The organism is Brevundimonas intermedia (assembly GCF_027922165.1).
In the GTDB taxonomy this organism is placed as follows: domain Bacteria; phylum Pseudomonadota; class Alphaproteobacteria; order Caulobacterales; family Caulobacteraceae; genus Brevundimonas; species Brevundimonas intermedia.
On record NZ_BSFD01000001.1, the window covers coordinates 41,205 to 67,674 of the forward strand.

Sequence of the window (26,470 nt, forward strand, 5' to 3'; positions counted from 1 at the left end):
TAGTGTGCAATGGGTCGCAAGCGATTGATACTGGTGGTCGCTGTGAGATTTTGGAGACGGTCCCCGTCCTGTCGCCCCTCGGTGACGGAACCTTGACCGCGTGTTGCGCCTTGATGGCGAGAACAGAAGGCTGATGTCCCCGATGAAATCCATGACCGCCGCTCTGGCGCTCTCCGCCGGCCTAGTTGCCTCACTTTCGGGCTGCGTGACCGCGCCTTCGCCGTCCGAATATCGGGCGCCCCAGCCGACCAAGGCTATAGAGCTGGAGCGGTTGTGGTCGGGGCGCTGGCTGGAAATCGCCCGGCTGCCGGACCGGTTGACGGACGGCTGCGTGGCGGGGGCGTCGATCTACACCCCCGTCGGCGGCGACCGCATCGACGTGCGTGACACTTGCCAGGTCGGTTCGCCCGAGGGCAAGGAGAAGGGCATCGACGGCGGCGGGCGCATCCTGGACCCGGGCACGAACGCCAAGCTGCGGGTGCGCTATCTGCACGGACTGGTCACCTGGGATTATTGGGTGCTGGATCGGGCCGACGACTACAGCTGGTTCATCTCGGCGGACCCGACATTCGAACGGCTGTTCATCTATACGCGCGAAATCCCGACCCAGGCCGAGGTGCGGGCGCTGACGGATCGGGCGCGGGCGCTGGGTTATGACGTCAGCCGGTTGGAGTTTCCTGCTCAGCCGACGCGATAGGCCGACAGCAAAAGGCCCCGGCGAACGCCGGGGCCTTTTTCATCGTGACGACGGTCAGTTCATCGGCTGGACCGATACCGTCGGCGGCGACTGGACCTGGACCGACGGAGCCGAGGCTGCCGGCGCCGTGTTCAGAGCGGGAGTGGACGCCGCGCTGTAGGGCTGCGGGCCGGTCGGCTCAGCCGGCGTTTCGACTCGGGCGGCGGGGCGTTCCGCCGCCGGCGCGGCGCGGCGTGGCGCAGGTTCAGCCTGGCGCGGCGTCGGCTCGGCTGCGGGGGCCGCCTGAACCGGAGCCTGAACAGGGGTCGGCTCAGCCAAGGGCGTTGCAACCGGCGCCAAGGCCGTCGGCGCCGTCTGCGTCGCGGGCGCCAAAGTGGAAACCGACTCAGCCGGGGCCGCCGGCGCAGCCTGCTCGCCGCCACCCATCATCAGAGCCGCCGCCGTGCCGATGACGGCGAGTGCGCCGATCGGGGCGATGATCATCCAGGTCTTCACCGGCTTGTTGCTCTTGTGACGGCGCTGCGCGTAGCGCGGCACAAAGACCCCGTCAGTGGCGCGACCGGTCGCATCCATAGAAGCGATGTCAGGCTTGGCGTCTGCATAAGTCATCGACATGATGTGTCCTCCATAAGATCGAACAAACAACACGCCGTTCTTCGAGGTTGTTCCCGCTCCCCAGCAATGACCTTGAAGAAGCACAGCTTCGGCCGCAGTTGGGGCGAGATCAGATCTTTTCCGGGTCTGAATGCACACATTAAAGCGGAAAAATCCGCGGGCAGGCTCTGGATTTCCCCGACGTCACCGGAACAAATGAGACACGGCCCTCGATGATCGCGATGGTTTCAAGGCGTTTATTCGCCGCGCGGTTGACCGGACGGGCCGCCTTCGTTCATCACGAGGGCGGGTGGAACACGCATAGACCGGAGTAACGGCGAGCATGGGTTTGGTAGCGAATATCGGTAGGGACGTGCGGTTCGCACGCGGCCTGTTCCGTCTGCTCAAGCGCATCAAGCCGATCGAGCTGGATAGCGACGTCCTGCTGTGTGACGACATTGAAGAAGCCGTCGACAAATTCCCCGACAATGTGGCCCTCGAGGACGAGCGCCGCAGCCTGACCTATCGCGACCTGGACGCCATGGCGAACCGCTATGGCCACTGGGCGAAAGGTCGGGGTCTGAACCGGGGCGACACCATCGCCCTGATGATGACCAACCGGGTCGAGTATCTGGCGGCCTGGATCGGTTTCTCCAAGGTCGGCATCGCCACGGCCCTGATCAACACCAACCTCAGCGGCCCCGGCCTAGCCCACTGCCTGACCATCTCCAACGCCTTCCAGGTGGTGGCGGACGAGGACTGCTGGCGTCAGGTCGAGGCGACTCGCCCCCTGGTCGGCCACAGCCTGATGCTGTGGGTTCTGGGTCTGGGCGACGAGGACGAGACCAGCGACCGGCGCGGCCTGGACAAGCCTGTGCGCGGCGCCTCGTCCGTGCGTCCCGCCCGCTCGGTCCGCGAGGGCCTGACCAACCGCGACACCGCGCTGTACATCTACACCTCGGGCACCACTGGCCTGCCGAAGGCGGCGCGCATCCCCCATTCGCGCGCCCGGACCTATATGCGCGCCTTCGCCGGCGCCACGCGCTCGACGCCGAAGGACCGGATCTTCAACGTCCTGCCACTGTATCACTCGACCGGTGGTCTGGTCGGGGTCGGCGCGGCCTTGCTGAACGGCGCCCGGCTGGTTATCCGCAAACGCTTCTCCGCCTCCAGCTTCTGGCCCGACGTCGTGGCGTCCGGGGCGACCATGTTCGTCTATATCGGCGAACTGTGCCGCTATCTGGTGAACTGCCCGCCCCAGGCCTATGAGCAGAAGCACAAGCTGCGGCTCGCCTTCGGCAACGGCCTGCGCGCCGACGTCTGGCCCGAGTTCCAAAGCCGGTTCGCCATTCCCGACGTACTCGAGTTCTACGGCTCGACCGAGGGCAATGTCTCCCTGTTCAACTTCGACGGCAAACAGGGCGCCATCGGCCGCGTGCCCAGCTATCTGAAGAAGCAGATCAATATCCGGCTGGTCCAGTTCGATGTGGACAGCGAACAGCCGATCCGCGGCCCGGACGGCCTGTGCCGACTGGCCAAGGTCGGCGAGATCGGCGAGGCCATCGGCGAGATCGGCAACGACATTCGCCACGACTTCTCGGGTTATGCCGACAAGGCCGCTTCGCAGAAGAAGATTCTGACCGACGTTTTCAAGAAGGGCGACCGCTGGTTCCGCACCGGCGACCTGATGAAACAGGACGCCGAGGGCTACTTCTACTTCGTCGACCGGCTGGGCGACACCTTCCGCTGGAAGGGCGAGAACGTTTCGACCTCCGAGGTCGAACAGGCGCTGATGGAGGGGCCCGGCGTGTCGGAGGCCATCGTCTATGGCGTGCCGGTGCCCGGTCAGGACGGCAAGGCCGGGATGGCGGCCCTGGTGACCGACGCCAAGTTCGACCCCAAGGCCTTCGCCGCCCATGTCGAGGAACGCCTGCCCGCCTACGCCCAGCCCGTATTCGTGCGCCTGATCGAAGCGGCCGAGACCACCGGCACCTTCAAATACCGCAAGGCTGACCTGGTGGCGGACGGCTTCGATCCCGACAAGACCGGGGCGGCGCTGTATGTGCGTGGCGGCAAGACCGGCTATCAGAAGCTGACGCCGGCGGCGCGCACCGCCATTCTGAACGGCGAAGGCCGCCTCTGAAGCGAGATAAGACGGCGTTCGCGAAACGCCGTCTTAATCATTAAAGGCCCATCCTTAGGCCCTCTCGGGTCAGGGTATTGCGTCACATGTTCCAGATCATCGGCATTGTGCTGCTGTTCGGTCTCGTCTTCGGCAGCTACGCCATCTCTGGGGGCAAGTTCGAGGTCATTCTCCACGCGGCGCCGCACGAACTCATGGCGATCGGCGGAGCGGGCATAGCCGCCTTCCTGATCTCCAATTCGATGACGGTCATCAAGGGCTCCATGGCCGGCCTGGGCAAGACCTTCGCCGGACCGAAGTGGAAGAAGCAGGACTACAAGGACCTGCTGTCCCTGCTGTTCCAGCTGACCAAGACGATGAAATCCAAGGGCGTCGTCGCCCTGGAAAGCCACATCGAAAAGCCCAAGGAATCGACGATTTTCCAGAAGTACCCCAAGGTGCTGAAGGACCATTTCGCGGTCGACTTCATCTGCGACACATTGCGGATGATGACGATGAACCTGGAGGATCCGCACCAGGTCGAGGACGCGATGGAGAAACAGCTCGAGAAGCATCACCACGAGCATCTCGAGAACGCCCACGCCCTGCAGACCTTGGCCGACGGCCTGCCCGCTCTGGGCATCGTTGCCGCCGTGCTCGGCGTGATCAAGACCATGGGGTCGATCACCGAGCCGCCGGAAGTTCTGGGCACCATGATCGGCGGCGCCCTGGTGGGCACCTTCATGGGCGTGTTCCTGGCCTATGGCCTGGTCGGTCCGTTTGCCGCGCGCCTGACCGCGATCGTCAATGAGGAAGCGGCCTACTACAAGATGATCCAATCGGTGCTGATCGCCCACCTGCACGGCAATGCGGCCCAGATTTCGGTCGAAATCGGCCGGGGCGACATTCCGTCCGCCTGCCAGCCTTCGTTCGCAGAAATGGAAGAAGTGCTGAACAATATCGGCAGCGACTGAGGCTGAACGGGCGGAACATCGGGTCCGCCGAACAGTTTCAGACGCGGCCTGACGCCGCCGTTCCCGGCTTGCCCCGGGGTTCCGGGCGGTCTTATCGTTTGAGGCGAGGCTTCAGACCTCGCGAACAGCAGTCGGAGGATATCCCATGCGCATCACCGCTATCGTCGCCGCCTCGGTCGCCGCACTCGTCATCGCAGGATGCCAGAAGGCGCCGGAGGAAAAGGCCCACGAAGCCGCCAGCGACGCTGTTGAAGCCGCCGGCACCGCCGCCGACGCCGCCCTGACCGCCGAACAGGCCGCAGCGGAGGCCGCAGCCGCCGCGAATGAAGCCGCACAGGACGCCGGCGCCGCCACGGCGGCCGACGAGGCTCATCCCGCAGGCGACACCACCCATGCCGCCGCAGCGTCAGCGCCAGCCGCTGCTCCGGCCGCCGCTCCGGCCCCCGATCATGGCGCCGACCATAACGAAGGGCACTGAAACCACCGGGTTCAGGAACAGGCCGCCTCCGCACGGAGGCGGCCTTTTTCGTATTGGGGGTCGGAGGTGCTAGAGCCGCGCCATGACGCGTGACGACACCTCCCCACACCTGACCTGGACTGATGAAGACGAACCCCGTTCGGGACGGTTCGGCGATGTCTATTTCTCGCGCGATGACGGGCTGGCGGAGACCCGGGCTGTCTTTCTGGAAGGCTGCGGACTGCCCGAAGCCTGGGCCGGGCGGCGCCGGTTCACCGTGGCGGAACTGGGGTTCGGCACCGGTCTGAACATCGTCGCCCTGCTGGACCTGTGGCGACGGACTCGGCCGGAAGGCGGGCGGCTGCACATCTTCTCCATCGAAGGCTTCCCTCTGACCGCCGAGGAGGCGCGCCGCGCCCTGTCGAACTGGCCCGAGTTGGCGCAGGCCGCGCACGCCCTGACCGAGGCTTGGCCGGATCGGACGCCCGGATTCCACCGCCTGGACCTGCCGGCGTTCAACGCGGTGCTCGATCTGGCTGTCGGGGACGCGGCCTGGGCGCTGGACCAATGGCCGGGTCAGGCGGACGCCTGGTTCCTGGACGGGTTTTCGCCTGCTTTGAATCCCGGCATGTGGTCGCAAGAGGTGATGGACGGGATCGCAGCCCGTTCAGCACCCGACGCACGCGTGGCCACCTTCACCGTGGCGGGGGCGGTGCGGCGGGGATTGGCGGAGCGCGGTTTCGTCGTCGAGAAAAAGCCCGGCCACGGTCGCAAACGCGAACGGCTGGAGGCGCGCCGAACGAACGAAGCCCCTGGCGCTCGCCCCGCCGGGCCTACCCGCGTCTCTGGCCGCGTCTCTGGCCGCGTCGCCGTCATCGGCGCCGGGATCGCTGGAGCCTCTGTCGTGCGCGCCCTGACAGAAGCAGGGATCGCCGCAATCGTCATCGAAGGCGAGCGTCCCGGCGCGGGGGGATCGGGCTTTCCGGCCGGTCTGGCGACGCCGCGACTGGACGCCGGCGATCAGGCCATCGCGGGCCTTTACGCCCAGGCGCTGGAGCGGGCGCGACATCTCTATGAGGCCACGCCCGGCGCCGTGCTGGACCGGGGCGTCCTGCAATTGCCACAGGCGCCGCGCGACGCCGCACGCTTCGCCAAGATTGCGGCCCAGCCAATCTGGCGCGAGGGCGCCATGACCGTCATCGACGCCGAGGGGGCGGAGGCGCGGTTGGGCGAACCGGTGACCGAAGGCGGGCTGCTGATGGCCGACGCCCGCGTCATCCAGCCCGCCGCCGCCCTGAACGCCTGGCTGGCTGGAGCGGACGTCGTAAAGGGCTTCGCAGCCCGGATCACACGGGACGCCGACGGCTGGATCATTCATGACGCCGAGGGGCGGGCTCTGGCCCGGGCCGACGCCGTCGTCGTGACGGCCGGCTGGGGGTCGGCCGAACTGTCGCCGACGAACAGCCTGACGCCCGTCCGGGGCCAGGCCGACTGGTGCGAGGGGCCATCCGCGCCCGCAGCGGCCTGGGGCGGCTACATCGCCCCGATGCAGACGGGCGTCCTGTTCGGGGCGAGCCATGGGCGGGGCGACGTCTCGCTCGAACCTCGAGACGCCGAAACCGCGAAGAATCTCGAAATCCTGCGCGACCGTCTGCCCCGGCTCGCCGAACAGGCGGAGACGGCCGACCGCCATCGCCGCGTGGCCATTCGCGCCACCACGCGCGACCGCCTGCCCCTGGTCGGACGGCGGGCGGACGGGGTCTATGTCTTGACCGGATTAGGCTCGCGCGGTCTCTGTGTCGCGCCCCTGCTGGGCGAACATGTGGCGGCGCTGATTTCAGGCGCCCCCTCGCCGCTTCCGGCAGCGTGGGCGTCGCGGGTCGATCCAGATCGCCCGTCGGCGGCCTGAGCGCGGTTCAGCCTCTGTTCATCTGCGTCGCGGTTAGCTTGCCCTGCCGCCAGCAAGGGGATTTTCGATGCGTATTCTGTCTTTGACCCTGGTCGCCTCGACAGCCGCCGCTCTCTGCCTTTCGGCCTGTGCGCCCGCAGCGACGACCGCGGCCGTCGCAGAGGGTGAAAGCACGACGGCCCGCTGTTTCCGCACCGACAATATCCGCAACTTCCGGGTCGACCGGCAAGCGGACCTCTATATCCGCTCGCTGCGTGACGATGTCTTCCTGATCAACACCGCCGGCGGCTGTCCCGATCTCGATTCCGCCGTATCAATCGCCGTGACGCCGACGGCCGGTGGTTCGGACAATGTCTGCGTCGGCGATTCCGTCCACGTCCTGGTGCCCGGCGCGTCGTTCGGATCGGGCAAATGCCGGGCCTTCGTGACCAAGTCGCTGAACGCTGAAGAGGTCGCCGCCCTGCCGAGCCGCGCCCGTCCCTGACTCCGTTCCTGGCCCTGCCGCTGCCCCTGTTCGGGGCGCCGGAACGCGTATTTGGAACCGGCTTGAAATTGGACGATCACGGGTATCAAATCCCTCCCCTAACGGGAGGATCATCATGCGCGGAATCGCCAAACTGACAGTCTTAAGCCTCGGCATCCTGGCGGCGGCCTCGCCTGTGGCGGCTGAGACCTGGACCCGCTTTTCAGCCAGCGACAGCATCGTCTACATCGTGGATCAGGACACGCTGACAGCCACGGACGGCGTCACGACTGTCCGTTTCGCCCGCGTTCCGGCCCGAGGCGAAGCCGCCGACCTGAGCCACGAGGTCGAGGATGTCGCCATCCGCTGTTCCGACGGTCAGTCCCGCACGGTCGCAACGATCACCCATGGCCCGGACGGAGCGGAAACCGACCGCTACGCCGATGAGAGCCCTTGGGACGCCACCCCGTCGGGCGGCGTCTATGGAGGACTGAAATCCTTCGCTTGCGAGGACATGCGGCCACAGGGCAAGTCCTTCCCGACGGTCTCCGCCTTTATCGCGGGCGGACGGGGCGGCTGATCAGGCCTTGGACGGCGCGGCCGGGACCCGACCGGCGAACTCGCTTCGCCAGCCGCCGACTTCGACAGACAGGTCATAGGTCTGATTGGCGTCCATCCCCTCGATGCGAATCCTGTGTTCGCCGTCGACGGCGACACCCCGTTCGCCTTGGCCGAGATCGACCCGCGCCGCGCCCTTGCCGGTCAGCAACAGGACAGGCGCCCGGCCGGACCAATCCAGCCGCGCGGACACCCTCTGAGCCGCGCCCGATCCGACGAAGCGGCGATGGAAGCCCTCCGGGCCCATGATCTGGACATCCACGCCGCCCGATCCCGCCCAGACGTCCTGAAGCTGTTTGCCGCCTTCGACCGTATAGCGCCGGGGGCCGGCCTCAAGGTCCAGACGGTCATAGACGTGGAACACCGCCGCCCGAACGCCGGTGTTGACGAAGGACAGACGCACGCCGCCGTCGGCCAGAATTTCGTGCCCGCACTCCAACGCATAAACGCTGGGGCAGGCTGGTCTGAAACCGGAGACCTGCTCGGCACGCGCCGGGGTCGCCGGGATCGGGGGGGTGGTGCGTCCGGCAAGGGCGGCGGCGCGCACGGCGGCGTCTTGGGTCGCGGGCAGTGAAACCAGCCGGGCGTCCAAGCCGCTGAAGTCCAGGCAGGAGGTCAGGTCGCCGCAGACGGCCCGGCGCCAGGGCGAGATATTGGGCTCCATGACGCCGAACCGGGCCTCCAGGAAGCGGATCACTGAAGTGTGGTCGAACACTTCGGAATTGACCTTTCCGCCTCGACTCCAGGGCGACAGCACATACATGGGCACGCGTGGGCCCAGGCCGTAGGGGCGCCCGCGATACTGTGGCAGGTCCAGCTGCTTGTCGGCGAGGGCGGCCTGAAGGTGATATTCGCCCGACAGATCGACGGTCGAGCCGCCCCGCAGGCCGCCCTGGGCGTCGCGCGACGGCGGCGCCGGCGGCGGCACATGGTCGAAGAAGCCGTCGTTCTCGTCGAAATTGACCAGCAGGACCGTGCGCGCCCAGACGTCCGGGTCCGCAGTCAGGGCGTCGATCACCTGAGACGTATAGTCTGCGCCCTGGGCCGGGCTGGACGGGCCGGGGTGTTCCGAGCCGCTGGCGGTGGCGATGACATAGGAGACCTGGGGCAGTCGCCCGGCCAGGACGTCGGCCTTCAGCCCGTCCAGCGCCCGCGTGGTCAGGCCCCGTTCGACCAGGGCCGGATCCGATCCCGGCGCACCTATTGCGGCCTTCTGGAAGGCCTCGAAACCGACCAGAGGATTGTCGGTGAAATTGTCGGCCATGTCCTGATAGACGCGCCAGTCGATCCCCGCCGCCTGCAACCGCTCCACATAGGTGGTCCAGCGATAGGGCTCCTCGTCGCCGCCGTCACGCGGCAGATTGTCGTGCGAATTGCCGATACAGGGGCCGCCCCGCTCGCCCGACCCGTCGTTCGTGCCCGACCACAGCATGACCCGGTTGGGATTGGTGCCGGTCTGCAGCGCGCAGAAATAGGCGTCGCACAGGGTGAAGGCGTCGGCCATGGCGTACTGAAAGGGGATGTCCGCCCGCTCGTAATAGCCCATGGAATGGGCATGCTTGGCCTCGGGCCAGCGCCCCATCCGTCCGTCATCCCAGGCCGCCTGGGCGTCGGGCCAGCTGTGCGGTGTGCCCTCGACCCGCATATGGGCGAAGGTCTGGCGGGTGTTCAGTGGAAAGGGCGCCAGCCACGCCGGCCCCTCGCCGCCGCCGTCGTGCTGGAGCAGGACGTCTCGGGACTTGCCGTCGACGCCCGGCGCCGGGGCCGGATGCGGATCCGAGAAGCCCCGCACCCCGTTCATCGTGCCGAAGTAGTGATCGAACGACCGGTTCTCCTGCATCAGGATCACCACATGGTCGACGTCCTGGATCGTGCCGGTCCGCACCCTGGGCGCAATACTCAAGGCCCGCGCCAACGACGGAAAAGCGGCGGCGGCGGCGAGGCCGGCCAATAGGCCGCGACGATCGATCTGGGGCATGGCGCGTCCGTGCTGAGGCGGCGGCCACGGGGGCCGACATAGGCGACGACGGCCTAGCTTAACCTCGGCGTCGATGCGCGAGGTTCATAGAAGTCGGGTGTGACAGAAAGACTTCAGCGGCGACATGTCGCGCGATTATTTCTCGGCCACATCGTCGATGGCGCTGGTCTATCGACAACGCCTTATTGAGACACGGCGACAGCGGCCCCAAGCGTCAAAGCGGCCGGGCGCAAGCCCGACCGCTCAATGAACCCTTTTGGGTATTCTAGAAGAATAGACGCAAGCTCGCGCTGATATTCCGGCCCGGCAAGGCGCGGGCTAGCGCCACGCCGGTAGCCGGCAAGGTTGGCGCGCTGACCTCCGTGAGCGCAATCTCATCCAGCAAGTTGGTCGCGTAAAGGGACACCACGACCCGCTCCATGGGCCGCACCTCCAAGAAGGCGTTCACCGTGGTGTAACCCGGCATGACCAGTTGGTTGACGTCCTGGGAGAAGCTCTCCGTCGTGCCGACGAGGCTGGCGCCGACCGTGAACAGGTTCGTTTCGTACTGCGGCATCATCGCGAAGATCATGTCCGCCTGGCGACGCGGCGTATTTCCGATCAGGGCGGGGTCCGCCGCTTCAGTGATCTCGGCGCTGGTCAGGGTCGCGCTGCCAGTCAGGCTGAAGGGGCCGCGCTGGATACCGCCTTCAAATTCAGCGCCGATCGCCTCATAGCCCTGGGTGACAAGGAAGAACGCCGTCTGACCGTTGGCGTCCGGCCGCAGTTGTTGATTGGTCTCGCCGACTTCGGCCCAGAAACCGGTCACGTTCGCGAAGAGACCGGGGGTCCGGAACTTTACCCCGACCTCGGCTTGATCGACCGGGTCGTAGGAGATGTCCGTGTTGGTCAGACCGCCCGTCGCCGGATTGATCGCCGTCGTGCGCAGAATGCGCTCGCCGGCCGCTCGGCCGCCGCTGCTGTAGCGAGCGAAGGTCGAGTAGCTCTGGGACAGGCGATAGTTCGCACTGATCGAGTATGAGGTGTAGTCGTAGTCATAGTTGACCGGAATACGGCTCGACGTCTGGCCGAAGGTTTGCTCGGCCTCAGAAAGCACGCCGTCGCCGTTGATATCGATCGCCCGGGACGAGGTAGGGGTGTTGCCAAAGGTCTCGCCACGCACTTCACCCGTCTCGAACCGCACGGACCCCCCCAGCGCCAGTCGCCCGATTCGGTAGTTGAGCGAGGCGTAGGGCGCCAGAATGCGGTACTCCACATCGGTCCGGGCGTTGGTGGCCCAGCTATAGACGCCATCCTGAGTACGGCGAGTGCCGTCGGTATTGATGATGTCCACCAGAGCCGAATTCCCACCATCGACAACGTCCTGGAAAGCCGTGATCTGCTGGCGATCAAAGGCGATGTCCTGAGTGGCGTTATAGACGCCGAAAGTGGTGGTCAGGTCGCCGCCGCCGACGGCCCATACGCGGCTCGCGCGCAGGTCATTGGTGAAGTTGTTGAGGCTATCGACCTGGCTGTTGACCAGACTGGTGACGGCGATGACGCCATTCCCGTTCAGGCTCGCAGGATTGGTGATCGCCTGCCCACGCTGCGGGCCCGAGGCATAGGCGATCGTTCCAGACCGGCCGCCGAAGGCCAGCGGCAGGGACGCGGCAGGGGCCAGCCCCACCGGGAAGTTGAAGAACTGGTCACCCGACTGATCCGAGAACCGCATATGTTCGGTGATCGTCCAGTCGCCAAGATTAAAGCGCGTCTGGAAGCCGATTGACCGGACCAGCGCATGACTGCCGTCTTGAATGTCGGTCTCGGCCACAGTCCCGTCGGGGGTCATGTAGGGAATGACGCCGATGTTTCGCGACGTGAGACTGCCCTCTCGGATCGAGAAGCCGGGGAGATCGCCATAGGACGGATCGTCATTTGTGCCGCTCACCGCGATTGGAGCAGACTGATAGATGGGCACGCGGTCATCGAGCAATTTGCCCTCGATGCGGAAGAAGCCGCCGTCAAAGTCCTTGGTCACATTGAAGCGGAGCTGCCCGCCGCGATGGCCTTCAAAGCCGATGTCGCGAACCCCCTCGCCTTCGCGGTAGAAGCCCCCGACGTGGAAGCGCAAAGTGTCGGAGAGGTGTCCGCCATAGCTGAAGTCCACGCGCTGGCTGTCATAATCCAGACCGGTCGAGACCTGCACCGACCCACCCTCGACTTCACCCGTGTTCGAGATCAGGTTGATCACCCCGCCGGGTGCGTTCGAGGCGAAGGTCGAGGCCGAGCCGCCGCGGATCGACTCGATCTGGGCGACGTTGAAGTCGAAGCGCATGAAATGGTCGGGCGTGAACGCCACAATGTCGCCAATCTGAAGCACCGGCAGACCATCTTCCTGGAACTGCAGATACTTGGCGCCGGTGCTTACCATCGGCAGCCCGCGAATCGTGTAGTTGCCGAGCGTCTCGCCGGAGCCGGCCTCGGCCCGGATGCCCGGAATGGTGCGGAAGATGGCGTTGATCGAGGTATTGCCGATCCGCAGCACATCAACATCGTCGATGGAACTGGTGGAGGTGGCGCTGTCGAGACGATCCCGCGCCTTGGCGACGCCCGTGACGACGACGTCGTCATTTGCCCTGGTGCGACTGGCCTCCCAAGCCGTCTGGCGCGCCGGGGCCTGTTGGGCCTGGGCGAAAGACGGTGTAGCGAACAACAAGGGCGCCAGCGCAACGCCAAGGTATAGAGATCTCAAAACAGCTCCTCCCGAACTTATTCAACGAATATTCGATCTAGAGGAGACATTTCTCATCTAAGCGAATTCGTCATTTGTGGTGATCAGACTGACCAAACAAATACGGCGAACTGCCCTTCAGATTTTATAATGAGGGACTAAGCATTTTTACTGAGTGTTTCAGCCGCCATGTCTGGCGAGACGCGTCGCCGAAGGTCACCCGATAAGACGGCCACGCAGAGGCGGTGTCGCCTCGCCCACCTCGTCGATAGGGTCAGACCTTCCGGCGCCGGAGAGCGGTCCCTTCGTCGCGCGCCTCAGTTGAGCGCTATGTCTTTGAAAGGCTTATCACACCCATTGCCACAGCCTGGGCCGTTATCTACGCTCGCAATCAAACGAAAGCAGAATTATCGGCATGAACAGATCCATTGGTGTGACCAGCGAGCGCCTTGGACGCATTGTCGAAGAAGCCGCAAGCGAAGTTTATATATTTGGCGCGGATGACTTCTTTTTTCGCCTTGTAAACAAGGGTGCAAGAGACAATCTCGGCTATAGCGCCGAAGAACTGACTCAACTGACCCCCTGGAACTTGAAACCCAACATCAGTCAAACAGAGTTTCTCTCGCTCATTGGGCCACTCCGATCAGGCGAGATTGACAGGCTCGACTTCGACACAACCCACAAACGAAAAGACGGCACGGAATACAATGTATCCGTCAAGCTTCAGCTGTTTGATGATGGAGCCGATGCGGTCTTCTATGCCGCGATCCGGGACACGACGGATTATCAAAGGGTCGAAGCCGAACTCCGGAGCACGGCCACCCGTCTGGATGTGATCCTGGGCAATACCACGATGGCGGTCTTCCTGATGGATGAACGGCAACATTGTGTGTTCATGAACAGGGCGGCGGAGAAGCTGACGGGCTATGCCTTGCACGAAACCGTCGGAAGGCCGCTTCACGATGTGATCCATCACACCTATCCGGACGGCTCGCCCTTCCCCCTGTCGGAATGCGCCATAGACCGCGCCTTTCCCGAGAAGGCCGGAATCCAAGGAGAAGAGGTTTTTGTCCATAAGGACGGCTCCTTCTACCCCGTCGCCTTCACCGCCAGCCCGATTTACGACAACGACGCCAGGGTCGTCGGGACCGTCATCGAAGCGCGCGATATCAGCGAGCAGAAGCGCAGCGAGGAGGCTCGCCAACTGCTGATGAACGAGGTCGATCACAGGGCGCGCAATGTTCTGTCGATCATCCAGTCGCTCACCCGCCTGACGCGCGCGGACAATCTGGAGAGCTACAAGGATACTCTCACTGGCCGGATCGGCGCCCTGGCGCGCGCGCAGACCTCGCTGGCCAGCCGGCGTTGGGAAGGCGGGCGGCTGGAGGATGTGATCCGGGAAGAGCTGGACGTTCTTTGTCCGAAAGACACCGTCGACACCCAGGGCCCTGAGGTCAGCCTGTCGCCGGAGCAGGTTCAGCCCCTCAGCATGCTGCTTCACGAACTGGCCACCAACGCCAACAAATACGGCGCCTGCAGCAATGGCGGCGGTCGCGTCTCGGTGACCTGGACGCTGGACGACAGCCAGGTGAGTATCCAATGGCGTGAAACCGGGGGACCTCCGGTCGTCGCCCCCACGCGAGAAGGTTTCGGCTCATCCCTGAAGGCCAATGTGGTCCGTCAACTTGGCGGCGTCATCACCCGCTCGTGGGAGACCAACGGCTTGGTCGTGAAGGTCGCCTTCCCTGTTGAATGCGCGCGAGCAACGGCCCCGAAGACGACAGACTGAGAATGGCGCTCTTGATCGCCCCGGTTCAGACATCCACGCGCTGGGCCTTGGGCGAACCCGGAGATTTCATCCTTTAAGGCCTGGTGCGGGCGGCCGGGGTCGAACCGGCAAGGACTTTCGTCCGGCAGATTTTAAGTCTGCTGCGTCTACCAGTTTCGCCACGCCCGCGAGCCGGTCCGGCTCTATAGCCAGAACCGACCCGCGGGGCCAAGCGGCTCAGTGCGCCGGCGCGGCCGTGGCGGGGCGCATGGCGCGGAAATCGACGCCGGAATCGGCGATCAGCCAGACCAGACCGGCCCAGGCGGCGACGTTCTGGCTCAGTTGGGCCGGATCGATCTTGTCCAGAGTGTCGTTAGCGGTGTGGTGCAGGTCGAAATAGCGGGTTCCGTCCTGGGCCAGGCCGAAGAAGGGCACGCCGAGCGGTCCGAGCGGGCCGATATCGACGCCGCCGTCGGTCTCGACGCGGTCCGACGCGAGGACGCCGATCGGATAGAGCACCCGCGTCGCCGCCTTCTGGAAGTCCGAGCCTTGCGCGCCGGCGGGCAGCCGCAGGGCGTAGACCCGGTCGGCTCCGAAGTCGCTTTCGCCGGCGATGATATGCTTCTCCGCCGCCGCGCCTAGGGCGCGGGCGTAGACCCCGCCGCCGTTGCCGGTCTCGGGCGTCGGCTGGGCCACTTCTTCGGAACCGTAGAAGATAACCCGGATCGTACGGGCGGGCCGGCGGCCGCTGTCGGCGATGGCCTTGGCCGCTGCGACCGTGATGGCCCCGCCTGCGCCGTCGTCGATGGCGCCAGTGCCCAGGTCCCAGCTGTCCATGTGCGAGCCCAGCACGATGACCTCGTCCGGCCGGGTGGCGCCCGGCAGATCGCCGATGACGTTCTGGCTGTGGGTCACATAGGTGTGGGCGGTCGAGATCAGGCGCATCCGCATCGGCTCGCCCAGGGCGATCAGACGGCTGACCTGGTCGGCGTCCGGCGCGGACAGGGCGAAGGACGGGATGGTGGGCTTTCCGTCGACATAGCGGGTGGTGCCGGTGTGGGGCATGCGATCCTCGTCCGAGCCGACCGACCGCATAACGAAGGCCGCCGCACCCTTGGCCGCCGCCACGCCCGGCCCGGCGCCGCGCACTCGGGTCTGGGGCCCATAGCCCGAGCCGTCCTGCATGGCGTGCATCTGGCCCAGGTCGACATAGACGATCTTGCCGCGCACGGCGGCGTCCGAAGCGGCCTGAAGATCTTCAAAACTGGAGAAGCGCACGACGTCCGCCTCGACCCCGCCGCGCGGCGTGGCCGGCGAGTGGCCCAGGGCGGCGGCGACCAGAGATTGGGCGTTCTTGCCGACAATGGCGGCGGAGCCTTCGCCCCGTTCCCAGCCGACCAGCGGGAATTCTTCGATGCGGACGTTCTGGAAGCCGTGGGCGCGCAGATAGTCGGCGGCCCAGGCGGCGGCGTCCTGTTCCGATTTCGACCCGGCCGGCCGGGCGCCGAAACGGGTGGTCAGTTGGGTGACATAGTCCAAGGCGATGTTGGACGTCAGAGCGGCGTCACGGATCGCGATGGCCCGCTCCACGGTCGCGGCGTCCTGGGCCGAAGCCTGGGGTGCGAGGGCGACAAGGCCGAGCGCGAGGGCGCTGACGGACAGCAGGCGAAGGGACATCGGCAGACTCCGGACTGGGGAAGACCGCGACCCTAGAAAGACTCAGCCGTTCTGGAAATAGGGTTCGACCGTGCCCTGGAGTTTGACGGTCAGAGCCTTGCCCTTGCGGTCAACCCGATTGCCCAGCGCAAGCCGCACCCAGCCCTCGGAGACGCAATATTCCTCGACATTGGTCTTTTCCTCGCCCTTGAAGCGAATGCCGACGCCGCGTTGCAGCACGTCCGCATCGTGGAAGGGGCTGGACGGATCGACGGAAAGGCGGTCGGGGGGCGTGTCGGACATGATCGTTCGGCGGCTCGAATATCGGGAAGGCGCGGTGATAGCCGCGCCCGGCCCGTATGCCAACCGAAACCGCCGATCAGCGGCCTATGACCATCTGGGTGGCCAGGGCCGCGAACCAGTAGACGGCGCCGAACAGACCCATGATCAGGGGCCGCCTCAGGCGGTGAGCAAGATAGAGAAATTCGCCGATCATGTCGGACCATCCACCATGAAGTCGCCCTCTGACGGAGCGTGGGAGGATAATCCGCTAGAATGGTTAGCTTGTCGGTTCAGCCGGACTAGGGATGAGTCCGGATGCGGCCTACTGCACGGTTTGGCGCGGCTGAGCGTTTTCCCCGCCGGAAGGCTGATAGGCCTGCGGCCCCGCAGCGGCGGGCGTGGCGGCCGGAGCCGCAGCACGGCGGGCGGGGCGGCGGGCCGCAGGACGCGGCGTCTGACGCGCCGGCGCTGCGGCGGGGGCGGCGACGGGCGTGGCGGTCGGGGCGGCCGTCTGGCCGGGGACCGGGTTCTGGGCTGCCTGAGCAGCCGGCGGCGGCGGGGCGGCTTCGGCGGCGGCGGCGCGGGCGGCCATCTGCTGGGCCTGGAAGCGGGCGGCCAGCTTTTCCGTCAGTTCCTTGGCCTGGGCCGGCGTCATCTGGGCCATGATAGCGGCCAGGGTGCGCGGGCGCATGGCGGCGGCGACGGGCAGACGCACACGATCTTCGAGCGTCGCCAGGACCGGAGCGGCCTCCTTGGGCCGCATGGCTGAATAGACCTGGACCAGACGGTCGATCTCGGCCTTCTCGCGCTCGTCGACCTGACCCAGCATCTGCTTCATCTCGGCCTTAAGCGCCTCGAGCGCCTTGACCTTCGCATCGAGTTTCTGTTCGGCGGCGACCATCAGCGGCAGGGTGGTGGCGAAGTCCTGATCTCGGGCGTCCAGTTCGGTGCGGCGCGCCGACAGCGATTGGATGATCTTCAGTTCGGCCGGAGAGATGCCCGCCTGCTGGGCCAGCTGTTCCGGCGACAGGGCGCAGGTGCCCGGCAGGGCCGGCTTGGGCGGCGCGCCCGCAGCGGCCGGCGCGGCTTCCTCGGCCCAGGCCTTGGCCCCCTCGAACAGGCCCGGCGCGACGCCGATGGCGCGTACCGCGACGACGCCGCCGATGGCGACGGCGATCAGGGGCAGAAGGCGGGGGATACGGGCCATGGACTAGGGTTCCGGACTCAGGCGGCGAACAGATCGTCGTCGAGATTACGACGCGCGGCGTTGAGGCTTTGTTTGGCAGTGTGGTTAGCGGAGCCGGCGGCCGTCAGGGCCTGAACGATGGCGGCGACATTGTCGCGTCCGCCCGGCGCCGCCGTGCGCTGTGCGCCGTCCTGGGTTTTCGCAGGCTTGGACATACCCTGGATCCGATCGGCGAGCGCCGCCATGCGGCGGGCGCGTTCTTCGTCGTCATTGACCAAGGCCGTCGAAGCGCCGACGGACGGCGCCGGCTCCAGGTCGCGTTCGCGCGCAGGCGCCGGCGCTTCGACCTGCTGCGCGACCGGCGCCCGGGCGATCAGGCTTTCCAGCTGTTGCTTGACCTCGCGCGCCTTGATGATGCGGTCATGAAGGAGATCCGTCTCCTGACCCGAGGCGCGCAGGGTCGCCAGCGCGGCCTCTGCGCGGCCGGCGGCCGTGTTCAACTCGCTCACCGCCTGGGCGAAGGCGACCTGGCCGGCGCGCAGGGTCGCCAGCTTGCGTTCCAGCTTGATCCCATAGCCCACCGCCGCGACCAGCAGCAGCATCAACACCGCATCCATGATCATGCCGGCCATCAGCGGGCTCCTCTTATGCGGGCGGCGCTCTCGGGATTGACCGGCGCCTCGATACGCACCGCGATATGCTGGCCCTTTCGGCCCATGCGTCCCGTCGTCAACGGAATCGAGCCCGCGCGGATCGAGACTTCCGAATCCGGCGTGGCGTTCAGCATCATCGTGTCGCCGACCTTAAGGTTCAGCACGCTGGACAAGGGCATCATCTGCTCATCCAGCACGGCGCGGACCTCGGTCTCGGTCGTCCAGAGTTCGGTGGCCAAGTGGCCTTCCCAGATGTTGTCGCGACCGAACTTCTCGCCCATGAACTGCTGCAGCAGCATTTTCCGGATCGGTTCCAGCGTCGCATAGGGTAGAAGAAGCTCGATTCGGCCGCCGCGGTCTTCCATGTCGATGCGCAGCTTGATCAGAATCGCCGCATTGGCCGGGCGCGCGATCGCCGCGAACCGCGGATTGGTCTCGAGCCGGTCAAGGTTGAAGCTGACGGGCGTCAGGGGTTCGAAGGCCTGGCGGGCGTCATTCAGCACCACCTCGACCATCCGCTGCACCAGCACCCGTTCGATGGTGGTGTAGGGCCGTCCCTCGATCCGCAGGGCCGCCGTGCCGCGGCGCCCGCCCAGCAGCACATCGACGATCGAATAGATCAGGTTGGAATCGACGGTCAGCAGACCATAGTTGTCCAGCTCTTCAGCCCGGAACACCGCCAGGATGGCCGGCAGGGGGATTGAGTTCAGATAGTCGCCGAACCGGATCGACGAGATATTGTCCAGCGACACCTCGACGTTGTCGGAGGTGAAATTCCGCAGCGAGGTCGTCATCAACCGCACCAGGCGGTCGAACACGATCTCCAGCATCGGCAGACGCTCGTAGGAAACGAGCGCCGAATTGATGATGGCGCGAATGCCGGATTTTTCACTGCCATCGTCGTCGCCCAGATCGAAGCCCAGCAGGCTGTCGATCTCGTCCTGGTTCAGGACGCGTTCAGCGACGGTGTCCGCAGGGTCACCCATGCCGCCGAAAGCCTCGAGCGAGGTGTCGGTCATGCCTACTGAACCAGCATTTCTTCGATCAGCACGGCGTCGACCTTGCCGGGCGCAGCGACCAAGTTGATGCGGCGCAGCAGTTCGGCGCGCAGCTGATAGGTGCCGGCCGAGCCGCTCAGATCCTCCGGCCGAAGCTCGCGCACGAATCCGGTGAACATGTCCTGCAAGCGCGGCAGTTCGGACTGAAGTTGGGTCGCCACTTCGGCGTCATGCATTTCCAGCGTCAGTTTCAGCTTCAGGAAGGTCGCCCGTCCGTCGGGCGACTGGATGTTCATGACCATGTCCGGAAGGGTGTAGAAGGTGACGCCGTCGGGACCTTCAGCGATCTTGCCCAGGGTCGGATCGGGCTCGCCGCCTTCCGCCGGCGCGCCATGCCCCCCTCCCTCTTCCTTTTTCTCTTCCTTGCCGTGCCCGCCGGCTTCAGCCTTTTCCTCGCCGTGACCGGCGGCCGCCTCTTCGCCGTGACCTTCTGCAGGCGCTTCAGCGGCCGGCTTGGGCTTCATCATGAAGAAGGCCGCAGCGCCGCCTCCCCCGAGGACCAGCAGGGCGACCGGGGCGATGATGAACAGGATCGGCAGTTTCTTTTTCTTGGGCGCGCCCTCCTCGCCCTCGGCGCCCTCCGCAGCGGCGGGCGCGTCGGCTTCAGCGTTCGGGTCGCCCTTTTTCTTGCCAAACTTCATTATGCGCTCGCCCCGGAGAATCTCATGGGGAAGATCGACCGAGCTTGGTTAACGCCACGTTTACAAACGGCAGATTTTGCCGGGCTAAGGGGTGACCCTTAGGGCGCAAACCCGCATTCCGCCTTGATTAACCCTGTTGGCACGGCCGTTGCGTGGAGGATTGGCGAAGGAGCACGCCTCTCGTGGAAAACGCCGCCTATATCGGATTGTCCCGTCAGATGACGCTGCGCCGCGAACTCGACATCGTGGCCAACAACGTCGCCAACGCCGACACCACCGGATTCAAGGTCGAACAGCTGATGGTTGGGACGGAAGTGGGCCAGCGCGCCCGCAACGACTCCATCCGCCCCTCGGCCAGCTTCGTGCTGGACAACGGCGTCGGCCGCGACTTCGGTCAGGGCTCGATGTCCGAGACCGGCCGCAGCCTCGACTTCGCCATCGCCGGCGAAGGCGCCTTCTTCACGGTCCGCGACGGCGCCGCAGGCGAAGCCTATACCCGCGACGGCGCCTTCACCCTGGATCCCGAAGGGCGACTGACCACCAAACAGGGTCTGGCCGTACTGGGCGGCGGCGCGGAAATCGTGCTCGACCCGGCGCTGGGCGAACCCTCGGTCGGCGCGGACGGAACCATCACTCAGGACGGCCAGATCACGGGTCGCCTGTCGGTCGTCCGCTTCGACACGCTCGGCGTGCTCGAGAAGGGCGGCGACGGCCTCTATCGCAACGGGTCCAATACGCAGCCGGTCGAGGCCAACGACGCCCAAATCCATCAGGGATCGCTCGAGGCGTCGAACGTCAACTCGCTGACCGAAATCACCAACCTCATCGAGATCAGCCGGGCTTACGAAAGCATCACGCGGATGATCGAAAACACCACCGACCTGAGCCGTCGCGCCGTAGAGCGCCTCGGCAAGGCCGCTTAAGGGAGAGCCGGACAATGCGCGCGCTCAGAACCGCAGCCTCGGGCATGGCCGCCCAACAGCTGAACGTGGAGGTCATCTCCAACAACATCGCCAACATGAACACGGTGGGCTTCAAGAAGCAGCGCGCCGAGTTCCAGGACCTGCTCTACCAAAACGTCGAACGGATGGGCGCGCAGTCGTCCAGCCAGGGCACCATCGTGCCGACCGGCATCCAGATCGGCGCGGGCGTCAAGGCCGGGGCCGTCTATCGCGTGACCGAACAGGGCACGCCGGCGCAGACCGGAAACGACTATGACATGGCCATCGACGGCGAGGGCTATTTCCAGATCACCCTGCCCTCGGGCGAGATCGCCTACACCCGCGCCGGCAATCTGCAGGTCAACCAGGAAGGCCAGATGGTCACCGACGACGGCTATGCGCTGGAGCCGGCCATCACCATCCCGCAGGATGCGGTGGACGTCACCATATCCAAGTCGGGCCTGGTCCAGGTCACCCAGGACGGCCAGACCGCGCCGACCACGGTCGGCCAGATCGAACTGGCCACCTTCTTCAATGAGGCGGGGCTTGAAGCCATCGGCGACAATCTGCTGCTGGAAACCGCCGCATCAGGCGCCGCCAATATCGGCACGCCGGGCGACGCCGGCTTTGGCAGCATCCTGCACGGCTACACCGAGGCGTCCAACGTCGACGCCGTGTCGGAAATCAGCTCGCTGATCATCGCCCAGCGGGCGTACGAGATGAACTCCAAGGTGATCTCCACCGCCGACGAAATGTTGTCGGTGACCGCTCAGGTGAAGGGCTAAGCCATGATCGCGATCCGCCGCGCCCTGCTTCTCGCCGTCGCCTTCAGCGGCGCCCTTTCCGGCGGCGCTTGGGCCGGCGCAGTCTCTCTGAAGTCGAATCCGGTGGACGACGACGGCCGCGTCACCCTGGGCGACATCTTCGACAACGCCGGCGCGGCCGGCGATGTCGTGGTCGCGCAACGCGTCGGGCCCTCGGTCGTTCTCGAGGCCGGCCAGGTCCAGGCCCAGGCGCGTCAGGCCGGATTGAACTGGGACAATCCCAATGGGCTCCGCCGCATCGCGGTCCGACAATCCTCCGGCCCGGTCCAGCCTGTGCGGGTTGCGACGGCCAGCCAGCAGGCTCCGGGCCAGATAAGCACCGCTGCCGGCCAGCAGGTCATCGCCCGCAACGACATGGTGCGCGTCACCTATCAGGTCGGCGGCGTGAACCTCAGCGTTATGGGCAAGGCCATGCGCAATGCCGCCGTGGGCGAACCCGTCGCGATCCTGAACACCAATTCCAACCGCATCATTGACGCGGTCGCCTCCGGTCCTGGACAGGCCGTCGCCGGCCCCGCCGCCGACATGGCGCGCGTCAACACCCAACAACTCGCCGCCCGCTAGGGAAACCTCGTCATGCGCAACATCCTGATCGTCGCCGCCGCCGCCGCCTCGCTCGGCGCCTGTTCCACCGCCGTCGAGGCCGTACGCGGCCCGCAACTGGCGCCCATCGGCTATCCCGCCGCCCTGATGCCGGTTCAGCAATCCTATATGGCCGGCCCCGGAATGCGGAGCGAAGCCACGCCCGCCAGCGCCAACAGCCTGTGGCGGGTCGGCGCCCGCACCTTCTTCGGCGACCAGCGCGCGCGCCATGTCGGCGACATCCTGACCGTCAATATCGACATCGACGACAGCGCCCAGACCCAGAACACCACCACGCGGGCGCGCTCCAACGATTCCTCCAGCGGCGTGTCCAACTTCTTCGGCCTGGAGAACAGCCTTGGCCGCGCCTTCCCCGGCGGCTTCGATCCCGCCAACATGGTCGGCCTGGAAAGCGAGACCAACGCCTCTGGCTCAGGCTCGGTGTCCCGCTCCGAGCGAGTCTCGCTGACCGTCGCAGCCGTGGTGACGGAGGTGCTGGCGAACGGAAACATGGTGATCCAGGGTCGGCAAGAAGTGCGCACCAACCGCGAGGTCCGCGAACTGACTGTCGCCGGCATCGTGCGGCCGGAAGACATTTCGTCGGCCAATGCGATCAACCACACCCAGATCGCCGAAGCCCGCATCTCCTACGGCGGTCGCGGCGACATCAGCCGGATGCAGGCGACCCCTGCGGCCCAGAGCCTGGTGGAGCGCTTCAGCCCATTCTGAGCTGATCCCTGTGATGCAGGGGCGCCACGGACGGAATTCGTTGAAGCGGAGCCGTGAACCCTTAACGTGTAACCGCGTTTGTTCGTCAGACGCGAGTGCTGACATGTTCAAGGTTCTGATCCCCGCCGCCGCCTCCATCGCGCTGGTCGCCTTCGCCGCCAGCACCCAATCGGTCGATTCCGTCGCTGCCGAGGCAATGCCTGTGGCCTCCCCCGTTCAAGCCCCGGCCATGGGTTGGCATCTTAGCCACGAGGGCGCGATGGCGAAACTGGCCTATGGCGTTGAGAATTCCGACCAACTGGCCCTGATGGTCACCTGCTCGCCCGGCGATTCCACCGCTGTGGTCTATGGCGACGTCCAGCCGGAAACGCCGCGCCTGATCGCAGCTTCAGACGGACCGGCGCCGATCGATCCTATCAGCGGTGGAGACGCGACCGAAACCCGGCTGCCCCTCCGCGACGCCAGCCTTACGGGCCTGGCCTCGCAAGGCGTCCTGAACGTTCAGGGCGACGCCGGATCCTTCGCCCTGCGCGCAAGCGCCGACGAACGTCGGATGATCTCGGGTTTTCTTACCTATTGCGGATCGTCGCGCGCTTGACGAAATGGATGGGGGCGCCGTTTCGCGCCGGAACGTCAGCGGGGGCTGATCGATGAGCTTCATCCTATCGGCCGTTCTGGCGCTTGGTCTGCAGGCTTCAGGGCCTCAGGCGACGCCGCCTTCAGCTTGGACATGGACGCTTTACGAGGGTGACGGCCCGATCGTTCTCGCCAACGAACGCCCCGACACCCCCGATCTCAAGGCCACCCTCCAATGCGCGCCGGGGTCCAGCGTCGTAGACATAACGGTGTATGCGCCGGACGACCGACGGTCCCCCGCCCCGTCCGGCTTTGCCCGCCTGACCTCGGGCGCCGAGACGACCACGGGCGAGGCCCGTTTCGGCAGGGGCGGTCGGGTGGAAACCACCTTGCGCACCGACCACCCTCTGTTTGCGGCCTTCGTCGGCTCGGGCGACATGGCCGTTTTGACCGGCGACCAGACCCTCGCCGTCAAGGTGGACCGGCCCCATCTTGCCAAGCTACGCCGCTTCGCGGATCGTTGCGCGGGATAGGGGAAGCCGTTCATGCATTTATCGAAAATCCTGCCGTCGGTGCTCGCCCTTTCCACCCTCGCCGCCTGCGCCACGCCAGGCGGCGCGCCTGACACGACACCTGGAGCGAGCTCTGGAGCGCCGGCGCCTCTGCCGAATTATGACTGGCATCTCAGTTTTGAACCGCAGGAGGCGGGGCTGGCCTATGGCGTGGCCAACAGCGACGAGGTGAAGCTTCAGCTGCGCTGCGCCACCGGATCGGGGGCGCTCGACCTGGCCGCCATGCTGGAAAAGCCGTCCCGCCAACTGCATCTGGAGTCCGGCGGCGACACCGAGCGCTATCCTGCCGCATCCGAGGAGGCCGGCATCACCGACGGCCACTACGCCCAGGCCTCAGCCAGGACCAAGGACCCGGTCTTCCAGCGCTTCCGGCGTCTGGGCTGGATCGCCGTCTGGGACGGTGAAACCCGGCGAACCTACGCCGCCCACCCGCAGTCGCTGGCCGACATCGAACGCTTCTTCGTCGCCTGCAAATAAACCGCGCGGCTTGACGCCCCCCTCGCGCTCGGCTTGCCTGTGCAGTCTGTTTCGGAGGGGTGTCATGAAGTTCCATTCTCTGGCCGTCGCAGCCATGATCGCGGCTACGCCACAGGCGGCGGCCTTGGCGCAATCTCGTCTCGCGACGCCCCCCGCCGCCGTTTCCGCCAGCCCGGCCGAACGCGCGCTGGACGCCGTGATCGCCGATTACGAGACGTATCTGAAGTCTATCGACCCCATGGCCGCCGCTAGCGAGGGCGACGTCGAGGCCATGGCGCGCGTGCCCGACCTGTCGCGCGCATTCGAACTGGCCCAGCGCGCCCCGCTCCAAGCCTTCGTCGACCGGCTCCAGGCCATCGACCCGGCAGGTCTTTCCCAGGCCGCAGGCATCAACCATGCCTTCCTGCTCTATACCCTGAACCGCAGCCTCGAGGGTCTGGACTACGACACCTCGCGTCTGGCCTTCGACAGCGAGGGCGGGCCGGGAACCTGGGCCCTCTACGTCGGCGGAAGCACGCGCCTGAACTCGGTCGCCGAGGCCGAAGCCTATATCCGTCGCATCCAGGGCTTCGGCGGCCTCTACGCACAGACCACCGACAACGCCCGGCGCGGCCTGGCGACGGGCATGGTCCAGGCCCGGTCCGTGACCGAAAGCGCCCTGGCCACGGCGCGCAACGACGTGGCGATTAAGACAGACGCCGAACCTCTGCTTAAGCCCCTGACCACCCTGCCCCCGACGGTATCTCAGGCCGATAAGGACCGGCTGACCGCCCAGGCCGCGTCGACTGTGGCCGAAGTCATCGTTCCGGCGCGTCGGGCCTGGCTGACCTTCCTCGAAACCGAATACCTGCCCAAGGCCCCGGTCGAACCCGGTCTGGGGAACCGCCCCGGCGGCAAGGCCATGTACGCCTATCTGGTGCGCGGACACACCACCACCGACCTGACGCCGGACCAGATCCACCAGATCGGCCTTTCGGAAGTGGCCCGCATCCGCGCCCGCATGAATGTGGAGATGAAGGCCGCCGGCTGGACCGGCGACTTCGCAGGCTTCCTGACCTTCCTGCGGAGCGATCCCCAGTTCTACGCCCCGACGCGCGAGGCCCTGATCGAGAAGGCGTCGGAGATGGCCAAGCGCGCCGACGGCGGTCTGCCGGCCCTGTTCGCCACCCTGCCCCGCCTGCCCTATGACGTGCAGCCGGTCCCGCCGCAGATCGAGGAAAACTACACCACCGGCCGCTATAACGGTGGTTCGATGCAGAACGGGGTCGCCGGGCACTATGTAGTCAATACGTCGAAGCTGAACCAGCGGCCGCTGTACGAACTGCCGGCCCTGACCCTGCATGAGGCGGTTCCCGGCCACCATATCCAGATCGCCCTGCAACAGGAGGCCGACGGCCAGCCCTATTTCCGTCGCCAGGCCAATGTGACCGCCTTCACCGAGGGCTGGGGCCTGTACGCCGAATATCTGGGCGAGGAGGTGGGCTTCTATCGCACGCCGTATGAGCGGTTCGGCCGTCTGTCCTACGAGATGTGGCGCGCCTGCCGTCTGGTCGCCGACACAGGCCTGCACTGGATGGGCTGGTCCGAGGAACAGGCCCGCGCCTGCTTCCGCGACAACTCGGCCCTGGCGTCCCACAATATCGAGACGGAGCTTCAGCGCTACATCGGCTGGCCCGGCCAGGCCACGGCCTACAAGATCGGCGAAATCCGCCTGCGCGAGATCCGCGCCCGGGCTGAACGCGAACTGGGGCCGAAGTTCAACATCCGCACCTTCCACGACGCGCTGCTGACGGAGGGACCGCTGCCGCTGGCCCTGCTGGACCAACGAATGGACGCCTGGATCGCGGCGGAGAAGGCGAAGTAGGCGACGGTGTCTCCTCCCCGCTTCGCGGGGAGGTGGCGCGGCGCTTCTTAAGCGCCGTGACGGAGGGGTTCTTTCCGCATCACCAGCGTCTGTGGGGCGTCCAGAACCCCTCCACCACGCTTCGCGCGGTCCCCCTCCC

General features: G+C 66.1%; 25 protein-coding genes and 1 tRNA gene. 16 read left to right on the forward strand and 10 right to left on the reverse strand.

Translation table 11 applies throughout. The annotated features are described in order from the left end of the window. The first annotated feature begins 151 nt into the window (after window positions 1-151). The gene (locus tag PKE72_RS00165) at window positions 152-697 is read left to right on the forward strand and encodes a lipocalin family protein (protein ID WP_271163455.1); all 546 of its coding nucleotides are present in this window, start codon (window positions 152-154) and stop codon (window positions 695-697) included. A 54-nt stretch (window positions 698-751) separates the two neighbouring features. Here the strand turns inward: PKE72_RS00165 and PKE72_RS00170 are convergent, their stop codons facing one another. Next, complete coding sequence (locus PKE72_RS00170) at window positions 752-1,312, reverse strand: hypothetical protein (protein WP_271163456.1); 561 nt, start codon at window positions 1,310-1,312, stop codon at window positions 752-754. Between the two features lie 322 nt (window positions 1,313-1,634). Here PKE72_RS00170 and PKE72_RS00175 point away from each other — a divergent pair, with 322 nt between their 5' ends. The 6 genes from PKE72_RS00175 to PKE72_RS00200 all read left to right on the forward strand — a co-directional run bounded on the left by PKE72_RS00175 (window position 1,635) and on the right by PKE72_RS00200 (window position 7,796). Further along, window positions 1,635-3,434, forward strand: a complete 1,800-nt coding sequence (locus PKE72_RS00175) for a long-chain-acyl-CoA synthetase (RefSeq protein WP_271163457.1) — start codon at window positions 1,635-1,637, stop codon at window positions 3,432-3,434. An 86-nt stretch (window positions 3,435-3,520) separates the two neighbouring features. After that, complete coding sequence (gene motA, locus PKE72_RS00180) at window positions 3,521-4,387, forward strand: flagellar motor stator protein MotA (protein WP_271163458.1); 867 nt, start codon at window positions 3,521-3,523, stop codon at window positions 4,385-4,387. Window positions 4,388-4,532: 145 nt separating this feature from the next. Then, window positions 4,533-4,865, forward strand: a complete 333-nt coding sequence (locus tag PKE72_RS00185) for a hypothetical protein (RefSeq protein WP_271163459.1) — start codon at window positions 4,533-4,535, stop codon at window positions 4,863-4,865. A gap of 82 nt (window positions 4,866-4,947) precedes the next feature. Next, window positions 4,948-6,753, forward strand: coding sequence for a bifunctional tRNA (5-methylaminomethyl-2-thiouridine)(34)-methyltransferase MnmC2/FAD-dependent 5-carboxymethylaminomethyl-2-thiouridine(34) oxidoreductase MnmC1 (gene mnmC / locus PKE72_RS00190; protein ID WP_271163460.1), 1,806 nt, complete (start codon window positions 4,948-4,950; stop codon window positions 6,751-6,753). Window positions 6,754-6,820: 67 nt separating this feature from the next. Continuing rightward, on the forward strand, window positions 6,821-7,237 hold the full coding sequence (locus PKE72_RS00195) for a DUF6491 family protein (protein WP_271163461.1): 417 nt from the start codon (window positions 6,821-6,823) through the stop codon (window positions 7,235-7,237). A gap of 115 nt (window positions 7,238-7,352) precedes the next feature. Beyond that, on the forward strand, window positions 7,353-7,796 hold the full coding sequence (locus tag PKE72_RS00200; RefSeq protein WP_271163462.1) for a hypothetical protein: 444 nt from the start codon (window positions 7,353-7,355) through the stop codon (window positions 7,794-7,796). Here the strand turns inward: PKE72_RS00200 and PKE72_RS00205 are convergent, their stop codons facing one another. Further along, complete coding sequence (locus tag PKE72_RS00205) at window positions 7,797-9,812, reverse strand: phosphocholine-specific phospholipase C (RefSeq protein ID WP_271163463.1); 2,016 nt, start codon at window positions 9,810-9,812, stop codon at window positions 7,797-7,799. 265 nt (window positions 9,813-10,077) lie between these two features. Continuing rightward, on the reverse strand, window positions 10,078-12,504 hold the full coding sequence (locus tag PKE72_RS00210; protein ID WP_271163464.1) for a TonB-dependent receptor: 2,427 nt from the start codon (window positions 12,502-12,504) through the stop codon (window positions 10,078-10,080). A gap of 433 nt (window positions 12,505-12,937) precedes the next feature. Here PKE72_RS00210 and PKE72_RS00215 point away from each other — a divergent pair, with 433 nt between their 5' ends. Then, window positions 12,938-14,311, forward strand: a complete 1,374-nt coding sequence (locus PKE72_RS00215; RefSeq protein ID WP_271163465.1) for a PAS domain S-box protein — start codon at window positions 12,938-12,940, stop codon at window positions 14,309-14,311. 81 nt (window positions 14,312-14,392) lie between these two features. On the opposite strand, the gene PKE72_RS00220 is transcribed toward PKE72_RS00215, so the two are convergent. The 7 genes from PKE72_RS00220 to PKE72_RS00250 form a co-directional block, all read right to left on the reverse strand. After that, window positions 14,393-14,479: transfer RNA gene (locus PKE72_RS00220), tRNA-Leu, on the reverse strand. A 48-nt stretch (window positions 14,480-14,527) separates the two neighbouring features. After that, entirely contained in the window at window positions 14,528-15,967 is a 1,440-nt protein-coding gene (locus PKE72_RS00225) for a M20/M25/M40 family metallo-hydrolase (RefSeq protein WP_271163466.1), read from the reverse strand. Window positions 15,968-16,009: 42 nt separating this feature from the next. Further along, the gene (locus tag PKE72_RS00230; protein WP_271163467.1) at window positions 16,010-16,249 is read right to left on the reverse strand and encodes a DUF3297 family protein; all 240 of its coding nucleotides are present in this window, start codon (window positions 16,247-16,249) and stop codon (window positions 16,010-16,012) included. A gap of 301 nt (window positions 16,250-16,550) precedes the next feature. Then, a complete protein-coding gene (locus PKE72_RS00235) occupies window positions 16,551-17,435 on the reverse strand; it encodes a MotE family protein (RefSeq protein ID WP_271163468.1) in 885 nt (294 codons plus the stop codon). 17 nt (window positions 17,436-17,452) lie between these two features. Then, on the reverse strand, window positions 17,453-18,046 hold the full coding sequence (locus tag PKE72_RS00240; protein ID WP_271163469.1) for a DUF6468 domain-containing protein: 594 nt from the start codon (window positions 18,044-18,046) through the stop codon (window positions 17,453-17,455). Continuing rightward, complete coding sequence (gene fliM, locus PKE72_RS00245) at window positions 18,046-19,086, reverse strand: flagellar motor switch protein FliM (protein ID WP_271163470.1); 1,041 nt, start codon at window positions 19,084-19,086, stop codon at window positions 18,046-18,048. Before fliM ends, PKE72_RS00240 begins: the two co-directional genes overlap by 1 nt. Window positions 19,087-19,088: 2 nt before the next feature. After that, window positions 19,089-19,766: a flagellar basal body-associated FliL family protein gene (locus PKE72_RS00250; protein ID WP_271163471.1), complete on the reverse strand. Its 678-nt coding sequence runs from the start codon at window positions 19,764-19,766 to the stop codon at window positions 19,089-19,091. Between the two features lie 182 nt (window positions 19,767-19,948). On the opposite strand from PKE72_RS00250, the gene flgF reads away from it, so the two are divergent. The 8 genes from flgF to PKE72_RS00290 all read left to right on the forward strand — a co-directional run bounded on the left by flgF (window position 19,949) and on the right by PKE72_RS00290 (window position 26,331). Continuing rightward, entirely contained in the window at window positions 19,949-20,689 is a 741-nt protein-coding gene (flgF, locus tag PKE72_RS00255; RefSeq protein ID WP_271163472.1) for a flagellar basal-body rod protein FlgF, read from the forward strand. A 14-nt stretch (window positions 20,690-20,703) separates the two neighbouring features. Beyond that, the gene (gene flgG, locus PKE72_RS00260; protein ID WP_271163473.1) at window positions 20,704-21,492 is read left to right on the forward strand and encodes a flagellar basal-body rod protein FlgG; all 789 of its coding nucleotides are present in this window, start codon (window positions 20,704-20,706) and stop codon (window positions 21,490-21,492) included. A gap of 3 nt (window positions 21,493-21,495) precedes the next feature. Beyond that, entirely contained in the window at window positions 21,496-22,095 is a 600-nt protein-coding gene (locus PKE72_RS00265) for a flagella basal body P-ring formation protein FlgA (RefSeq protein WP_271163474.1), read from the forward strand. A 12-nt stretch (window positions 22,096-22,107) separates the two neighbouring features. After that, a complete protein-coding gene (gene flgH / locus PKE72_RS00270) occupies window positions 22,108-22,842 on the forward strand; it encodes a flagellar basal body L-ring protein FlgH (RefSeq protein WP_271163475.1) in 735 nt (244 codons plus the stop codon). Window positions 22,843-22,945: 103 nt separating this feature from the next. After that, the gene (locus PKE72_RS00275; RefSeq protein ID WP_271163476.1) at window positions 22,946-23,440 is read left to right on the forward strand and encodes a hypothetical protein; all 495 of its coding nucleotides are present in this window, start codon (window positions 22,946-22,948) and stop codon (window positions 23,438-23,440) included. Window positions 23,441-23,492: 52 nt separating this feature from the next. Continuing rightward, window positions 23,493-23,951: a hypothetical protein gene (locus PKE72_RS00280; RefSeq protein ID WP_271163477.1), complete on the forward strand. Its 459-nt coding sequence runs from the start codon at window positions 23,493-23,495 to the stop codon at window positions 23,949-23,951. Window positions 23,952-23,963: 12 nt separating this feature from the next. Next, on the forward strand, window positions 23,964-24,467 hold the full coding sequence (locus tag PKE72_RS00285; protein ID WP_271163478.1) for a hypothetical protein: 504 nt from the start codon (window positions 23,964-23,966) through the stop codon (window positions 24,465-24,467). 64 nt (window positions 24,468-24,531) lie between these two features. Continuing rightward, window positions 24,532-26,331 carry a DUF885 domain-containing protein gene (locus tag PKE72_RS00290; RefSeq protein WP_271163479.1) on the forward strand — a complete coding sequence of 600 codons (1,800 nt, stop codon included), beginning with the start codon at window positions 24,532-24,534 and terminating at the stop codon, window positions 26,329-26,331. Window positions 26,332-26,470: the final 139 nt, after the last annotated feature.

Coding starts and splice junctions, on each gene's coding strand:
- PKE72_RS00250 (WP_271163471.1), bottom strand. CDS start 19,766: ATGAAGTTTGGCAAGAAAAAGGGCGACCCGAACGCTGAAGCCGACGCG.
- PKE72_RS00225 (WP_271163466.1), bottom strand. CDS start 15,967: ATGTCCCTTCGCCTGCTGTCCGTCAGCGCCCTCGCGCTCGGCCTTGTC.
- PKE72_RS00165 (WP_271163455.1), top strand. CDS start 152: ATGACCGCCGCTCTGGCGCTCTCCGCCGGCCTAGTTGCCTCACTTTCG.
- mnmC (WP_271163460.1), top strand. CDS start 4,948: ATGACGCGTGACGACACCTCCCCACACCTGACCTGGACTGATGAAGAC.
- PKE72_RS00280 (WP_271163477.1), top strand. CDS start 23,493: ATGAGCTTCATCCTATCGGCCGTTCTGGCGCTTGGTCTGCAGGCTTCA.
- PKE72_RS00205 (WP_271163463.1), bottom strand. CDS start 9,812: ATGCCCCAGATCGATCGTCGCGGCCTATTGGCCGGCCTCGCCGCCGCC.
- PKE72_RS00175 (WP_271163457.1), top strand. CDS start 1,635: ATGGGTTTGGTAGCGAATATCGGTAGGGACGTGCGGTTCGCACGCGGC.
- PKE72_RS00240 (WP_271163469.1), bottom strand. CDS start 18,046: ATGGCCGGCATGATCATGGATGCGGTGTTGATGCTGCTGCTGGTCGCG.
- PKE72_RS00285 (WP_271163478.1), top strand. CDS start 23,964: ATGCATTTATCGAAAATCCTGCCGTCGGTGCTCGCCCTTTCCACCCTC.
- PKE72_RS00170 (WP_271163456.1), bottom strand. CDS start 1,312: ATGTCGATGACTTATGCAGACGCCAAGCCTGACATCGCTTCTATGGAT.
- PKE72_RS00185 (WP_271163459.1), top strand. CDS start 4,533: ATGCGCATCACCGCTATCGTCGCCGCCTCGGTCGCCGCACTCGTCATC.
- fliM (WP_271163470.1), bottom strand. CDS start 19,086: ATGACCGACACCTCGCTCGAGGCTTTCGGCGGCATGGGTGACCCTGCG.
- PKE72_RS00215 (WP_271163465.1), top strand. CDS start 12,938: ATGAACAGATCCATTGGTGTGACCAGCGAGCGCCTTGGACGCATTGTC.
- motA (WP_271163458.1), top strand. CDS start 3,521: ATGTTCCAGATCATCGGCATTGTGCTGCTGTTCGGTCTCGTCTTCGGC.
- PKE72_RS00200 (WP_271163462.1), top strand. CDS start 7,353: ATGCGCGGAATCGCCAAACTGACAGTCTTAAGCCTCGGCATCCTGGCG.
- PKE72_RS00275 (WP_271163476.1), top strand. CDS start 22,946: ATGTTCAAGGTTCTGATCCCCGCCGCCGCCTCCATCGCGCTGGTCGCC.
- PKE72_RS00195 (WP_271163461.1), top strand. CDS start 6,821: ATGCGTATTCTGTCTTTGACCCTGGTCGCCTCGACAGCCGCCGCTCTC.
- PKE72_RS00290 (WP_271163479.1), top strand. CDS start 24,532: ATGAAGTTCCATTCTCTGGCCGTCGCAGCCATGATCGCGGCTACGCCA.
- PKE72_RS00265 (WP_271163474.1), top strand. CDS start 21,496: ATGATCGCGATCCGCCGCGCCCTGCTTCTCGCCGTCGCCTTCAGCGGC.
- flgH (WP_271163475.1), top strand. CDS start 22,108: ATGCGCAACATCCTGATCGTCGCCGCCGCCGCCGCCTCGCTCGGCGCC.
- PKE72_RS00235 (WP_271163468.1), bottom strand. CDS start 17,435: ATGGCCCGTATCCCCCGCCTTCTGCCCCTGATCGCCGTCGCCATCGGC.
- flgG (WP_271163473.1), top strand. CDS start 20,704: ATGCGCGCGCTCAGAACCGCAGCCTCGGGCATGGCCGCCCAACAGCTG.
- PKE72_RS00230 (WP_271163467.1), bottom strand. CDS start 16,249: ATGTCCGACACGCCCCCCGACCGCCTTTCCGTCGATCCGTCCAGCCCC.